The organism is Glutamicibacter sp. 363 (genome assembly GCF_052379505.1).
Taxonomy (GTDB): Bacteria; Actinomycetota; Actinomycetes; order Actinomycetales; family Micrococcaceae; genus Glutamicibacter.
Map to the genome: position 1 here is coordinate 66,773 of NZ_JBQSYR010000012.1, position 14,611 is coordinate 81,383.

The window sequence follows — 14,611 nt, forward strand, 5'->3', positions numbered from 1 at the left end:
CATGTACACAGATATGAAAAACCAGCTGTCCACGGAACTGGAACAGCTTAAAGAAGCAGGACTTTTTAAAGCAGAACGCCACATCGATTCGGCGCAGTCCGCGTCTATTATGGCCGGTTCCTTGGGCAGTGAAGCTCGCCGAGTGCTGAACTTCTGCGCGAATAACTACCTGGGCCTAGCCGATGATGCCCGCATCATCGACGCGGCAAAAAATGCTATGGACGAGCGTGGCTTCGGCATGGCCTCGGTCCGCTTCATCTGCGGCACCCAGGATCTGCACTTAGAACTTGAATCCAAGCTCTCGGCCTTCCTAGGAACTGAAGACACGATCCTGTTCTCCAGCTGCTTCGACGCCAATGGTGGCGTCTTTGAGTCCTTGTTCGGCAAGGAAGACGCGATCATCTCCGATGCGCTGAACCATGCCTCGATCATTGATGGCATTCGGTTGTCCAAGGCAGCGCGTTTCCGCTATGCCAACCAGGACATGGCAGATCTGGAAACCCAGTTGCAAGCAGTTGCGGCGTCAAATGATGGGGCAGGCGCTCGCCGAACCATCATCGTCACCGACGGTGTGTTCTCCATGGACGGCTTCTTGGCACCTTTGGAAGCTATCTGCGATCTGGCTGACAAGTATGGCGCACTGGTCATGGTGGATGATTCCCACGCAGTGGGCTTCATGGGCGCAACCGGCGCCGGCACCCCGGAGCACGCAGGGGTTTCGGACCGGGTGGACATCTACACCGGCACCTTCGGCAAGGCCTTGGGCGGCGCTTCGGGCGGCTACGTATCCGGCCGCGGGGAAATTGTTGCGATGCTGCGCCAGAAGGCCCGCCCGTACCTGTTCTCCAACTCGCTGGCGCCATCGATCGTGGCTGCTACGTTGAAGGCGCTGGATCTGGTTGTTGATTCCGGGGACCTGCGCGAGAAGCTCTTCGAGAACGCAGCGCACTTCCGCCGCCGCATGAACGAAGAAGGCTTTGAATTGCTCGAAGGCGAGCATGCCATCATTCCAGTGATGTTCGGCGATGCGGTCAAGGCCGCAGAAGTTGCAGGCAAGATGCTGGAGCAGGGCGTCTTCGTGACCGCCTTCAGCTTCCCTGTGGTGCCAAAGGGTGCCGCGCGTATCCGAGTCCAGCTTTCTGCTGCGCATTCGGCTGAGGATATCGAAGCCTGCGTGCAGGCATTCGTAGCCAGCCGGTAGCCGGCATTTGCACAGCTGTTGACAGTGCGCCCGTTCACTGACGTGTTTCAATAGAAGCTACGTAACTGCATGTTGAAGCGGAGGACAAATGGCTACAAGAGATGATGTTGCACGCCTTGCCGGCGTATCTCCCAGTACCGTTTCCTACGTGATCAGTGGACGGCGCACCATCTCAGAAGCGACCAAGACCAGGGTTTTGGCCGCCATGCGGGACTTGAATTACACCCCGAACGCTTTTGCTCAGGGGCTGGCGGGTGCACGTCGCGGCATCCTTGCATTGCATTTTCCAACCAGTGTTGACGGCTACTCATCCACTGAGTTCGAGTATGTCACTGCGGCCATGGAGCGGGCTCGTGCCCTGGGCTATCACATGCTGCTCTGGTCCAACCCGATGACCGACGTCATGGGCATGGAAAGCCTTGTTGCCCAGAAATTAGTGGCCGGAGTGCTGCTCATGGAGGTTTCAATTTCTGATCCGCGCTTTGATGTTCTGCGTCGCGCCAAAATTCCTTTCGCTTCCATTGGCCGGCCCGATGACAGCGATGACGTGATTTATGTTGACAATGATTTCGCTGAAGCAGGACGCCTAGCAATAGAGCATCTGGCCGGATTGGGTCACCGATCCATCATGTACATCAATGTTTCGCAACAAGATCAGGCCGCTGGCAATGGCCCGGCAATCCGTACCGCACGAGCCATCACCGAATCAGCGCAGGCACAGAATATGTCAATTGTTGAGATGCCCGTGGAGAATAACGCCCGCGGTGGCCGGCAAGCCTTGGACGGCTACCTGAAATTCAACCCGCGCCCGAGTGCGGTGGTAGGACTCAAAGAGTTCGCCACTGCTGGTTTCCTGAATGCTGCAGGAATGGCTGGCTTGTCGATTCCAGCGGACGTCTCGGTTGTCGCTTTGGGAATCGGTGACCGTTCGGCAGAAATGGTTTCGCCTGCGCTGACCACGGTGGCACCTTCCGGTGAAGTTATTGCCCACACCGCGGTTGACGCGCTGGTGGAACAGATCGAAGGCCGATCCAGCGACGTCATTCAACAGCTCTTCACTCCCGTCATGGTGATCAGGGAAAGTTCTGGAATAGCTCCCGCTTAGCCCCCTCTTGAGGATTTTCTCCGGGTCTCGTGCGCTCGGCAGTTGACGCGCGTCGATGATCTGCGTCACTATGGAGGGGATCAGTCGTGCCAAGCTGGAACTTCCCGCAGGGTACAACTCAAAAGTGGAAGGCATCATGAAGAAAACAAAACGTGGGTTGAAGCTCGTTCCCGCTCTTTCCGTGGCCTCAATCGGTTTGCTGCTGGCCGGTTGCTCCGGGGGAGCAGATCCCAATGATCCCAATGCCCAAGGCGGGGAGACCCAAGTTGCCGAATCCGACGGAGTAGTGGATGTCTACGGACCAGTCACTGGCACCGAAGCTGAGCTGCTCGAGAAGTCCTGGGCCGACTGGTCTGAAGAGAACGGCATCAAGATCCGCTACACCGGCGACAAGAACTTCGAATCCCAGTTGGGCATCAAGGTCCAGGGCGGAGATACGCCTGACCTAGCAGTCTTCCCTCAGCCAGGTTTGCTGGAAGCTACCGTAGCTTCGGGCAAGGTGCAGAAACTTCCTGAAGGCGCCCAAGCTGAAGTGGGGAAGAACTGGTCTGAGGACTGGCAGAACTACGGCAAGGTGGACGGCGTCCAGTATGGTGCTCCGCTGATGGCCAGCGTCAAGGGCTACATCTGGTATTCGCCCAAGCAGTTCGAGGAATGGGGCGTCAGCGTTCCCAAGACTTGGGACGAAATGACCGCGCTGGGAACCGAAATTACCAAGAAGACCGATGAGCCTGCCTGGTGTGCAGGATTTGCCTCGGGCGAAGCATCGGGTTGGCCAGGCACTGACTGGATTGAGGACGCTGTCCTGCGCCAGTCGGGTACCGAAGCCTATGACAAATGGGTGTCCGGAGAACTGGAATTCACCTCGCCAGAAATCACCAGCGCATTTGATTCAGTTGGCGAGATCTTGCTGGATCCAAAGCAGGTCAACGCAGGCTATGGAGATGTAAAGTCCATTAATGCCACCGCGTTTGGTGACATCGGCACCGCAGTTGCCAAGGGCACTTGCCCGCTGACCCACCAGGCTTCATTCCTCGAAGGCTTCATCCTTGATGCCAAGAACGCAGACGGTGAAACACCTACGGTAGCTCCTGACGGAGATGTCTGGGCATTCATCGCACCACAATTCAACGAGGGTGATCCAACTTCGGTTGTCGGCGGTGGCGAATTCGTCGCGGCCTTCTCGAACGACGAAGACACTGCGAAGGTGCAGGAATACCTGGCCAGTGCAGACTGGGCCAATAGCCGAGTTAAGCTCGGTGGCGTGATCTCGGCAAACTCCGGCCTTGATCCAGAAAATGCCAGCAGTGATCTGCTGCGCTCTGCGGTGGAACTGCTGCAGGATCCAAGCACCACTTTCCGTTTCGACGGATCTGACCTGATGCCAAAGAGCGTCGGTGCCGATTCCTTCTGGAAGGGAATTGTGGACTGGATCGATGGGAAGCCCACCAATGAAGTTCTAGAGAACATCCAAGCCGGTTACGACTCTTAGTCACCAGTGAATAAGTGGGGGAGGCCGGTTCAACCGGCCTTCTCCAGCTTTAAAGGAGATATGACTCGTGTCTGATTTTTTCCAGTGGCTTGCCGGCTTGTCACCGCTTCTTCAAATACCGGTAATTTTGCTTTCCTTTGCCGTGGTGATCGGCCTGGTACTTGCGTTCGTTGAGGTTTCTACGAACCGTGGACGTGGCTTCGCAATTCTTCGTTTGCTCGCCTCCGTGCTCGTTCCTGTAGTAATACTCTTATTGCTCGGGCTATATGCCTCGGTCATGTGGGTCGCCGCAGTGGCTGCCGTTCTCGGTCTTGCCGTGTATTTCTATGACCGCCGCTCACGGTCGGGGGCCGGCACTTTTCTTCAGCTAACAGGATTCCTGGCCCCGGCCATGATCTTGCTGGCAATAGGGCTGATTTACCCAACCATCCGAACAGCAATTAGTGCTTTCATGACCAACGACGGCTCCGGATTTGCCGGGCTGGCGAACTTCGCCTGGGTCTTTGCCAGCCCCGATGGCTTGACCGCCCTGCTCAATACGCTGGTCTGGGTCTTGGTAGCCCCGGTGGTTTCAACGATTATCGGCTTGGCCTACGCCGCCTTCATCGACAAGAGCCGTGGTGAGAAGTTCTTCAAGCTGCTCGTTTTCATGCCGATGGCAATTTCATTTGTTGGCGCGTCGATCATCTTCAAATTCTTCTATGATGCGCGGCAAGGCGAACAAATTGGCGTATTGAACGCAATCATCACCGCCTTCGGGGCGAAACCGGTGGACTGGCTAGGACTGGAACCATGGAACACCCTGTTCCTGGTCATCATCCTGATCTGGACCCAAGCTGGCTTCGCCATGGTGATTCTGTCCGCGGCAATTAAAGCGGTCCCTGCCGAACAGCTTGAAGCAGCTGCCTTGGACGGCACCACCCCGTGGCAGAGCTTCATGAATGTCACGCTGCCGGGAATCCGCTCATCGGTCATCGTTGTGCTGACCACCATTTCCATTGCTTCGCTGAAGGTCTATGACATCGTGTCCTCCATGACCGGTGGACGCTCCGAGACCACGGTTCTGGCCTACGAAATGGTCCGGCAGTTCCAGCTGGGCAGCCGCACCGGTTACAGCTCCGCATTGGCAGTAGTCCTGTTTGTCCTGGTGCTTCCGATCATCATCTACAACGTTCGCCAGCAAAAGAAACAAGGAGGCACTCGATGAGTACGGTCAGTGATTCCTCGCGCCGCTTGCTTAAAGCCACCGAAAAAACCGGCGGGAAACTGCGCAAGGCCAGTTCGTCTCGAATTGCCACGGCCGCTGCGTTCCTTATCGCCGCGATCTGGACCATCCCGACATTTGGGCTTTTTGTCTCCTCATTCCGTGAAGCCAACGACATCAAAACCACTGGCTGGTGGACTGCCCTGTCCAACCCGTCATTTACGCTGGAGAACTACGCGCAAGCGTTCGTCTCGGGCGACAGCTTGCCGCTGTCCAAGGCGTTCTTGAACTCCTTGGTCATTACGATCCCGGCTGCCATCATCCCGATCATCATTGCCAGCTTGGCGGCCTACGCTTTTGCCTGGATCAATTTCAAAGGGCGCAACACTCTATTCATCTTGGTCTTTGCATTGCAGATTGTCCCGATCCAGATGGCGCTGGTTCCACTGCTGCAGATGTTTTCCGATGGCGTGAAAATCGGTGGGTTGTATATCCTTCCCGGGCTAGGCGTTAATGGGCTCGACGGGGCCTATGCCAAGGTTTGGATTGCCCATACGATTTTCGCCTTGCCTCTGGCGATCTTCATGCTGCATAACTTCATTTCGGAAATCCCGGAAGAAGTCATTGAAGCTGCACGAGTAGACGGTGCCGGGCACGGAACTATATTCACTCGTATCGTCCTTCCGCTGGCGACACCTGCCATCGCGTCGTTTGGAATTTTCCAATTCCTCTGGGTATGGAATGACTTGCTGGTGGCCACGGTCTTCACCTCCGGTGGGGAACTTCCGATTACCAAGGCGCTTCAAGACCTCTCAGGTTCTTATGGCCAATCGTGGGAGCTGCTCACAGCCGGAGCGTTCATCTCGATGATCATTCCGCTGGTTGTCTTCTTCGCACTGCAACGATTCTTCGTGCGAGGTTTGCTGGCAGGAGCCAGCAAGGGCTAAGTCGAGCTCGTTCCAGAACCAGAGGGTGTCCGTCTGAAATCTCAGACGGACACCCTCTGGTTCTCTGTTCCCAAGCCATGAATCCTAGGTAGGCTCATGCCTAAAGGACCAGCAACACCACGAAGGCGGAATTCTCATGGCAACCCTGTTGCTTACCAACATTGGACAGCTGACTACGGTTGACCAAAACGCCCGGGTGCTGGAACACGCCGCGGTGCTGATCCAAGACAGCCTGATCGCATGGGTCGGTGACATGGGCCAGGCACCGCAAGCCGATGAATCGATTGATCTCGGCGGGCGTGCGGTTTTGCCCGGCTGGGTTGACTCCCACAGCCACCTAATTTTCGGGGGCGACCGGGCCGAAGAATTCGTGGCACGCATGGCCGGGCAGTCGTATGCCGCCGGCGGCATCGCGGTCACCACTTCAGCTACCAGCCAGCTTTCCGATAACGAGCTGAGCGAAGCTGTGGCTGCACGCCGGGCGGAAGCTCTGGCAATGGGCACCACATGGATGGAAACCAAGACCGGTTACGGCCTGGCAGTGGATGAAGAGACCCGGCATTCGGTGCTGGGCAAACCGCTGGTTGATTCCTTGACCTTCCTCGGTGCGCACTTGGTACCTGCAGGATGGGATGCCGATGAGTACACGGAGTTGGTAACTGGCCCGATGCTGGATGCCGTGGCAGATAACGTTGACTTCGTCGATGTCTTCTGCGAACGCGGAGCTTTCACTGAAGAACAATCTCGCCGGGTCCTGGAAGCGGCAAGGGCAAAGGGACTGGCGACCAAGGTCCACGGAAACCAGCTGGGTCCTGGCCCAGGAGTGCAGCTGGCAGTGGAGTTCGGCAGCCACTCTGTAGACCACGTGAATTATCTGGAGGAAGAGGACATCCAGGCGCTCGCCGGAAGCTGGGCCGGCTGGGACTCAGCCACACGGACAGGAACTCCGGGCACGGTAGCAACCTGCTTGCCCGCCTGCGACCTGTCTACGCGACAGCCGCTTGCACCGGGCCGCGAACTGCTTGATGCAGGTGTGCGAATCGCTTTGGCCAGCAACTGCAATCCGGGTACCAGCTACACGAGCAATATGAACTTCTGCGTGGCTACCGCAGTGCTCCAAATGAACCTGTCGCTGGCTGAGGCAATCGAAGCGGCAACCTACGGCGGCGCCTTGGCCCTCGGAGTTGCCGGCCAAACCGGTTCCATCGAGGTAGGCAAACGTGCTGATCTGCATGTGCTTGACGCTCCGGTTGCTGCGCATCTGGCATACCGTCCCGGAATGAACCTGACCCACAGCGTATATCGGGCCGGCAAAGCAATCTAGCGGTTTGCCGCAGGCCACCGAGAACCGTGCTGCACCGGACACTATGCTCGGGGATTCCCGCCGGCGAGTGAGGAAGCCGATGAAATGGTAGCCGCCATTTCGACTCTCACTGTCCATGAGACTAGGACGGCAATACGAATATTCCGTCTGGGCTCGGGAACCCGGAACGCTGCTTGATGTGCGCGTAGACGCTGACCGACCACGGGGAATCTGACTGGTAGGGAGATAAATGCCAGTCGGAGAATCGTTGCATCAGTTGCAGCGAAGTACCTTGGCGAAGCTCGTCCTGGTCTGCTGACCCGCCTTTGGTATGGCTGGTGGTGCCGATAATGAGCACGCCCGAAGAACTGCGCACCTGATCGGCCAAACTGAAAATTCCACGTAGCTGTTCGCGTGGGATGAATGCCGGAACATTGCCGGCCAGCAAAATGGCGTCGTACTGTTCGGGCAGGCCATGGCTGCGCAAAGAGGCGCTCTCCAGCTGATTCGCTGACAGCTGCCTGAACCAGGTCCCGTCGAATAGCTCTGCAGCTACCTCCAGGACTTGGGGTGTGGGGTCTATGCCGTAGGCATGGTGTCCCATGCGGCGCAGCGCATTGACCGTATTGCCCACGCCGCAGCCGATGTCCAGAACCTGTGATTCACGGTGGCATAGCATGTCAGTGAATCGGGCGACTACTTCCAAATCAGTACCGTCCAGAGTCAGCGCTCGCATCTTGGCCGCATATGCATCGTAGTTCGTGCCCATCTCCACAGTCTTGCATGAGCACAAGGCGTGAGCGACTTGTTTGCGCTTGTTGGCTGAAAATATGGCTCCGGATTAGGCATCCATGATAAACAAGACCTATGGCTAATACTGCTTTTAAGGGAACTCCCGTACAGACCATTGGTGAACTGCCAGCCGTAGGCTCGCAGGCTCCAGCATTCACCCTCACCGACACCGGCCTTGCAGATGTCACCAGCGAGTCGCTGGCTGGCCGCCGCGTAGTCCTGAACATCTTCCCATCAGTTGATACCGGTGTCTGCGCTGCCAGCGTTCGCCGTTTCAACGAACTGGCTGCCGGCCTGGAAAACACCACCGTAGTGTGCGTTTCCGCTGACCTGCCATTCGCCTTGGGCCGCTTCTGCGGTGCAGAGAACATCGAAAATGTGACCGCTGCTTCCGTGTTCCGCTCGGACTTTGGCTCGGACTACGGCGTGACCCAGGTAGATGGGCCACTAGCGGGCCTCTTGGAACGTTCCGTCGTCGTCTTGGACGAGACCGGCAAGGTCGTTTACACCCAGATCGTTCCGGAAATCACCACCGAGCCAGATTACGATGCTGCAATTGCAGCTCTGAGCTAGTCGCTTGTTCGCATCGATAATGATGCGCAGAAAATGCCCACCCGTGCTCGGGTGGGCATTTTGCGTCTAAACAATAAATGGGGTCAATGACTACCGTTTGCTCCACGCATACTTCGGCAGACGTTTATGATCAGAATCGGACGTAAAACATCGAATGAGATCTCGCTTATTCGGCGAGTTGCGGGTTTGGCTGATTGGTTAAGCAGTCTTACTAGCTTTTAGGAAGTGAGTAGGGGCGATCGAAACCGATAAATCTCGCCCCTGCAATTCATTAACGATGAAGCTTAGCGAGCTTGAAAAGCCGTTGACATCAATCTGTTCCTGAACAGTCCCACCTTCAGGAGTGCAAATGACTTTGATCTTTCCCTGATCCTGGTGCTTGTCATCCTGCCATACCACGGTGGACGAGGTGTCTTCGCCTTTGCATCGAAGTACCGCCGAATATTGGCCACCATTCAGTGGAATTCCAACTGAGACAGTTTGGATCTTTTCTTCGATGGTCGTTTTGGTCGCCGCAATTTCATTTTTTTGCATCGGCACTAGCGACGGTCCTGTTGATGGTGTGGAGATTTCTGATTTGCCAACGGAGCAACCTGTGAATGAGAGGGCAAGTGCAACGATTGTTGCGAAAATTAGAGTGCTTTTTGATCTCAAGATTAATTCCTTGTTAGGCAGCAACTACTCGGAACTGGATTCCCGTAGGAGAAATTGCAGTCCCTGATCCGCTCGAAGTTTTGAATCCCGCAGTGTACTGCCGCCATTTGAAGATGTAGAAAGTGCTTTGTGGGCGAGCAACATACATTTGACGTGAGTTCATTTTAGACGACGCGGAAGACAAAATTGTAGTTAGCGAGCTTTGGACCGTGAAGTTCGTATTTGCGTTGAATGCTTTGATGCCCACACCTCCACCTGCAGACAAGCTAGCTGAGGCGGTGACTGAACGCGACAAATTGCCTTTCCCGCCTTTTCCTCCGATGCCACAGGACGACTCACTCGCACTCTTTTTGTTCAGCTTGCTGGTGGTCTCAACTTCAGGTTGTCGCAGGTTAGTCATGAGGCTCCTCAGCACGCGCACAGTCAGATCAGCCTATGATCGAAAATGTGAACGCTGAACAAATTGAGCAGACAGCAACCCGCAAAACTCTCAGGTTTGAGATCATCTTGGTTCTAGCCCTGTCTTTGGGGCAGAGCGCGGTGTATTCACTGATTAGTTTCGCCGACAAGGTGAGCCGTGCGCCGTTGCGCGACCAGACCACGTCGATGAATAATCCGTTAAACACGCGCGAATACTTCGACCTGTCCTATCAGTTGCTGGATATTTTCTTCGCACTGATCCCGGTTCTTCTCGCACTGTATTTGATGCACCGCACCCTGGACCGAAGCGTGAAGGATGTAGGGTTCGACTTCCGCCGTCCGGGTAAAGATCTGTTACTTGGGGCCGGATTGTTTCTTGCCATGGGCCTTGGAACCCTGGGCGTATATGCCGCAGGCCGTGCCTTGGGAGTAACCACCGCGTTGTCCACGGCTAATCTTGGTGACTATTGGTGGAGCGTGCCGGTGCTGCTGCTTTCTGCCGTACGCCACGCGGTGCTTGAAGAAGTGATCATGCTCGGTTTCCTGTTTACCTACGGTAAGAAGCTGAACCTGGGACCGTGGACGCTGATTCTCGGATCTGCGCTGATCCGCGGTAGCTACCACCTCTACCAAGGCGTCGGCCCGATGCTGGGAAACATAGCCATGGGTGTGATTTTCGGTTGGATTTACCAGAAATATGGGCGAGTGATGCCGTTGGTGATCGCGCACTTCTTGTTGGACGCAGTGGGATTTGTCGGGTTCATGCTCTTCGGCCCCGCTATCGGTATCGGAGGCTAACCCCACAACGGCAAGCATTGCGCAATGGCAATAAACGACGTTTTCAACGGTACGTTTTACTTATGCAAATCAGTGAACTCAAACTGACCGAAATAGGCGAAGCAACAGCCCTGTGGCGGAGCGTCGAGCTTACGCGGCCATGGAATGATCCGGAGGCAGATGCACGTAAAACACTGGAGAATCAGAGCTCTACGATTCTTGCGGGACCTCATGAGCAAAGACTGGTAGCTACAGCCATGGTTGGGTTCGACGGACACCGAGGCTGGCTATATTACGTGGCGGTCCAACCCGGCATGCAGGGCCAGGGGTTTGGACAGGAGATTATGGGGGCAGCGTCGCGTTGGCTTGCTGAACAAGGGGTGCCCAAAGTACAGCTCATGGTGCGTACCGAGAACACTGATGTGATCGGATTTTACGAGCGGCTAGGCTACGAAGCTCAAGAAGTGGTGGTCCTAGGCAAAAGGCTTGGATAGTTGGAACGACAAAGGGTAGGCGAGGACGTTGCCGTCCGCACCTACCCTTTATTTCGACGTTCTTTGTTATAGCGTGACCAAACCATTGTCGGTTTCAAAGGTGACCGACAAGATGCCCGGAGTGCCGTTGGGTGCTTCGTATTCCATGCTCACCGCGCCAAGATTGACGTTCTCTGGCTGGCCTAGCCAGTCTAGGACGCGGTCGCGGGAACCAGCGATAGTGATGCTTTGAATCGCACCTACAGGCTCTAGAGCCTTCGAAGGGTGCAGATCCTCCGTTCCTGCGTCCCAGCGAAGCAAATACGGAACCTGCGGATCAGCGATGAGCCCCTTGATTCCAACTTGCTGCCAGGTGAGTTCGCGGCCGTCTGGGAACTTGCGGTTTCCCGGAACAGATTTACGTCCCAGCCGCTCTTCGGCGCTGGAGAGGTCTTCAACGGAAACGCACCATCCCATCCAGCCGCCGCCAAGCTCGGAGCGGGCTCGTACTGCCTGCCCAAACGGTGCTTTGTCGCTGGAAGGGTGGTTTAGAACTTCAACAACTTCTAGGTACTGGTTGTGCTTGAGCGGGAAAATTACATTCCGCGTTCCAAAACGCGGATGTACGCCCCCCTTGACGAATTCCAGGCCCAAAGCCTTGGAGATTCTTTCGGCGGTTGGCATGAGCCCATCGGGGCCACATGCGTAACTAACGTGATCTAGCCTCATCATGTGCCCCATCATGTCACTATGTGATCTCAGTCTCGACTTAGGCGACCCTAAGTGGTAATGGTGGGATCGAACAGTCTGCATAAATTTCTTCATTAAAGATCTATATGACCGATTGAGTCACGTTAAGCTATCTCATATTGCCAAATTCTTCGGCTATCGGGCAGACTTGAGTCAGGTCATGAGTCCCAGTAACAAGCCCCGGCTTACTGGGCGGCAACCCTCCGCCGCGGTGGGGTGCCCCGGGTGAAGACCTGGCCCTCGACGCACCAAGCGTTGAGGACAAGCGCGGGTTACCCCCTTCGAAAGCTCCTCGACGAGGAATTTGCCGTCGGTGTGTTTTTGAGTGGTGTACCCCCATAGTCGACAAACAATATGGAGGAAACCATGAGTAACAACTGGTCTTTTGAAACACGTCAGATCCATTCCGGGCAGCAACCAGATCCGGTCACCGGTGCGCGTGCCCTGCCGATTTTCCAAACCACGTCTTTTGTTTTCCCGAACGCCGAGAGCGCCGCGGCTCGCTTCGCACTGCAGGAGCTGGAGCCGATTTACACCCGTATCGGTAATCCAACGCAGGAAGCGGTCGAAAACCGTATCGCGGATCTTGAAGGCGGCGTCGGCGCACTGCTGGTCGCCTCGGGGCAGGCAGCAACCACCCTCGCAATTCTCAACTTGGCTCAGTCTGGAGACCACTTGGTGGCCAGCCCGAGCCTCTACGGTGGAACGCAGAACCTGCTCAAGCACACGCTGCGCAAGCTCGGTATCGAGGTCACCTTCGTGGCGGATCCAGACAACTTGGATCAGTGGCGTGCAGCGGTGAAGCCAAATACCAAGGCCTTCTTCGGTGAAGTCGTCTCCAACCCGCGCCAAGACATTTTGGACATCGAGGGAGTCTCACAGATTGCCCATGAGGTCGGGGTTCCACTGCTGGTTGATAACACCTTGGCAACCCCATATCTGATCCGCCCCATCGAGTGGGGCGCGGATATCGTCATCCACTCGGCCACCAAGTACCTCGGTGGTCACGGCACCGCCATTGCCGGCGTAATCGTGGACTCGGGCAAATTTGATTTTGCGAAGGATCCGGAACGTTTCCCGGACTTCAACACCCCCGATGAGTCCTACAACGGTTTGGTGTTCGCCCGCGATCTGGGCGTTGATGGCATCCTTGGTGCCAATCTTGCCTACATTCTGAAGGCTCGCGTGCAGTTGCTCCGCGATCTGGGCGCGGCTGTCGCACCGTTTAATGCTTTCCTTATTGCTCAAGGTCTGGAGACTTTGTCTCTGCGTATCGAGCGTCACGTGCAAAACGCGAAGGAAGTAGCCGTCTGGCTTGAAAGCCAGGAGCAGGTTGAAAAGGTCGCTTACGCTGGCCTGCCTTCCTCGCCGTGGTTTGAACGCGGACAGAAGTACTCGGCAAACGGTGTCGGCGCGATTATTGCCTTCGATATTGCTGGTGGACTCGAAGCTGGCAAGGCTTTTGTGGATGCGCTGGAGCTGCATTCACATGTGGCCAACCTCGGTGACGTTCGTTCGCTCGTCATCCACCCGGCGTCGACCACCCACGCGCAATTGACCGAAGACGAACGTCTGGCCGCCGGTGTGCGTCCGGGCCTCGTTCGGTTGAGTGTGGGACTTGAAAACATCAAGGATATTCTCGCTGATCTGCAACTTGGTTTTGCTGCCACTAAGCAGCTCTCTCACCAGGAATTGCAGGAAACCCTTTAGGCATGGCATCCATAGTGACTACCGAAGAAACTCTGCCATCGCAGGAACTTACCGACGGGCAAGACGGCATTTTGCGTCGTGCGTTCGTGGGGGAGTACACCTTCGAAACCGGTGGCTACCTACCGCAGATCGAGTTGGCCTACGAAACATGGGGCCAGCTTAACGCGGAGGGGACCAACGCGGTGCTGGTGAAGCACGCGTTGACCGGTGATGCGCACGTATCGCGCGGAGATTCGCAGACCCCGGGCTGGTGGGAAGATTTTGTCGGCCCCGGGCTAACTGTTGATACCGACAAGTATTTTGTCGTGGCCATCAACATCATCGGTGGTTGCAATGGGTCCACCGGACCTAGTTCGCCAGATGAGCACGGCAACGCCTGGGGTTCACGCTTCCCCTTTATTACCATCAAGGATTCCGTGCGCCTCGAAGCGCGGTTGGCCGACCTGCTCGGGGTGCACTCCTGGCATACGGTCATCGGCGGTTCCATGGGTGGGGCACGAGCCCTTGAATGGGCGGTTGAATTCCCGCAACGCGTAAAGAACGTGGTGGTGATGGCCTCCACGGCGCAAGCCACGGCAGAACAGATCGCTTTTGCGCAGGTGCAGACCGAGGCCATTCGCCTCGATCCCAACTTTGCGCAGGGCGACTACTATGCCAACGGAGTGCGCCCGGATGCCGGATTGGGCCTGGCTCGACGCCTGGCGCATATTACCTATCGTTCGGAGGCTGAGCTTGAAGCGCGGTTTGCGCGTAATGCGCAGACCGGCGAACAGCCGTTTGTTACAACACGCGGCCCACGCGGCCGATACCAGGTGGAAAGCTATCTTGATCACCAGGCGACCAAGCTGGTTCATCGTTTTGACGCGAATAGCTACCTGGTGCTCACCGAGGCTTTGATGAGCCATGACGTGGCGCGCGGTTACGAATCGCTCACGGTTGCGCTGGCTCGACTGGAGAAGGTGAATGTGGTGGTCGCCGCGGTCAACAGCGACCGGTTGTACTTCCCGGCGCAGTCTGAACTGCTCGCCGCCTCGTTGCCGAAGCCTAAGCCGGTGCATTACATCGATTCACCGATTGGACATGACGGTTTCCTGACGGACGCCAAGCAACTTGGACCGGTACTGACCGCCCTAGTCTTTGATGACTAAGGGCTAAAAACTAAGCAGTCATATACATTTGGGACGTGGATTTTCGCACCAGTAATCGGTGC

The 14,611-nt window shown here is 56.3% G+C and carries 15 protein-coding genes and 1 riboswitch; of the genes, 11 read left to right on the plus strand and 4 right to left on the minus strand.

What is annotated here, in order from left to right; genetic code table 11:
- Position 1: 1 nt before the first annotated feature.
- The 6 genes from ACT3UA_RS08970 to hutI all read left to right on the plus strand — a co-directional run bounded on the left by ACT3UA_RS08970 (position 2) and on the right by hutI (position 7,273).
- Complete coding sequence (locus ACT3UA_RS08970; RefSeq protein WP_096287490.1) at positions 2-1,201, plus strand: glycine C-acetyltransferase; 1,200 nt, start codon at positions 2-4, stop codon at positions 1,199-1,201.
- Between the two features lie 88 nt (positions 1,202-1,289).
- Positions 1,290-2,306 carry a LacI family DNA-binding transcriptional regulator gene (locus ACT3UA_RS08975; protein WP_096287488.1) on the plus strand — a complete coding sequence of 339 codons (1,017 nt, stop codon included), beginning with the start codon at positions 1,290-1,292 and terminating at the stop codon, positions 2,304-2,306.
- A gap of 136 nt (positions 2,307-2,442) precedes the next feature.
- Complete coding sequence (locus ACT3UA_RS08980) at positions 2,443-3,798, plus strand: ABC transporter substrate-binding protein (RefSeq protein WP_255248481.1); 1,356 nt, start codon at positions 2,443-2,445, stop codon at positions 3,796-3,798.
- A 67-nt stretch (positions 3,799-3,865) separates the two neighbouring features.
- Complete coding sequence (locus ACT3UA_RS08985) at positions 3,866-5,005, plus strand: carbohydrate ABC transporter permease (RefSeq protein ID WP_096287486.1); 1,140 nt, start codon at positions 3,866-3,868, stop codon at positions 5,003-5,005.
- A complete protein-coding gene (locus ACT3UA_RS08990) occupies positions 5,002-5,949 on the plus strand; it encodes a carbohydrate ABC transporter permease (protein ID WP_096256705.1) in 948 nt (315 codons plus the stop codon). Before ACT3UA_RS08985 ends, ACT3UA_RS08990 begins: the two co-directional genes overlap by 4 nt.
- A gap of 136 nt (positions 5,950-6,085) precedes the next feature.
- Positions 6,086-7,273 (plus strand): imidazolonepropionase, encoded by a 1,188-nt coding sequence (gene hutI / locus ACT3UA_RS08995; RefSeq protein WP_013348272.1) that lies wholly within the window; start codon positions 6,086-6,088, stop codon positions 7,271-7,273.
- A 121-nt stretch (positions 7,274-7,394) separates the two neighbouring features.
- Here hutI and ACT3UA_RS09000 read toward each other — a convergent pair whose 3' ends face one another.
- Positions 7,395-8,021 (minus strand): class I SAM-dependent methyltransferase, encoded by a 627-nt coding sequence (locus ACT3UA_RS09000; RefSeq protein ID WP_096287483.1) that lies wholly within the window; start codon positions 8,019-8,021, stop codon positions 7,395-7,397.
- 98 nt (positions 8,022-8,119) lie between these two features.
- On the opposite strand from ACT3UA_RS09000, the gene tpx reads away from it, so the two are divergent.
- On the plus strand, positions 8,120-8,617 hold the full coding sequence (gene tpx, locus ACT3UA_RS09005) for a thiol peroxidase (RefSeq protein ID WP_096287481.1): 498 nt from the start codon (positions 8,120-8,122) through the stop codon (positions 8,615-8,617).
- Positions 8,618-8,815: 198 nt separating this feature from the next.
- On the opposite strand, the gene ACT3UA_RS09010 is transcribed toward tpx, so the two are convergent.
- On the minus strand, positions 8,816-9,271 hold the full coding sequence (locus tag ACT3UA_RS09010) for a hypothetical protein (RefSeq protein WP_141393564.1): 456 nt from the start codon (positions 9,269-9,271) through the stop codon (positions 8,816-8,818).
- Positions 9,272-9,284: 13 nt separating this feature from the next.
- Complete coding sequence (locus tag ACT3UA_RS09015; protein ID WP_096256710.1) at positions 9,285-9,671, minus strand: hypothetical protein; 387 nt, start codon at positions 9,669-9,671, stop codon at positions 9,285-9,287.
- Positions 9,672-9,706: 35 nt separating this feature from the next.
- Between ACT3UA_RS09015 and ACT3UA_RS09020 the strand changes: the two genes are divergently transcribed.
- Together ACT3UA_RS09020 and ACT3UA_RS09025 are read left to right on the plus strand one after the other, a co-directional pair.
- Positions 9,707-10,489: a CPBP family intramembrane glutamic endopeptidase gene (locus ACT3UA_RS09020; RefSeq protein WP_096287477.1), complete on the plus strand. Its 783-nt coding sequence runs from the start codon at positions 9,707-9,709 to the stop codon at positions 10,487-10,489.
- Between the two features lie 62 nt (positions 10,490-10,551).
- Positions 10,552-10,962 carry a GNAT family acetyltransferase gene (locus ACT3UA_RS09025; RefSeq protein ID WP_096287475.1) on the plus strand — a complete coding sequence of 137 codons (411 nt, stop codon included), beginning with the start codon at positions 10,552-10,554 and terminating at the stop codon, positions 10,960-10,962.
- 66 nt (positions 10,963-11,028) lie between these two features.
- Here ACT3UA_RS09025 and ACT3UA_RS09030 read toward each other — a convergent pair whose 3' ends face one another.
- Positions 11,029-11,673, minus strand: a complete 645-nt coding sequence (locus ACT3UA_RS09030) for a VOC family protein (RefSeq protein WP_170947882.1) — start codon at positions 11,671-11,673, stop codon at positions 11,029-11,031.
- 174 nt (positions 11,674-11,847) lie between these two features.
- Positions 11,848-11,965, plus strand: a riboswitch (SAM riboswitch).
- A gap of 80 nt (positions 11,966-12,045) precedes the next feature.
- Between ACT3UA_RS09030 and ACT3UA_RS09035 the strand changes: the two genes are divergently transcribed.
- Both ACT3UA_RS09035 and metX read left to right on the plus strand, forming a co-directional pair.
- On the plus strand, positions 12,046-13,401 hold the full coding sequence (locus ACT3UA_RS09035; protein ID WP_255248480.1) for a bifunctional o-acetylhomoserine/o-acetylserine sulfhydrylase: 1,356 nt from the start codon (positions 12,046-12,048) through the stop codon (positions 13,399-13,401).
- 2 nt (positions 13,402-13,403) lie between these two features.
- A complete protein-coding gene (gene metX / locus ACT3UA_RS09040; RefSeq protein ID WP_096256714.1) occupies positions 13,404-14,549 on the plus strand; it encodes a homoserine O-acetyltransferase MetX in 1,146 nt (381 codons plus the stop codon).
- The last annotated feature ends 62 nt before the right edge of the window (positions 14,550-14,611 follow it).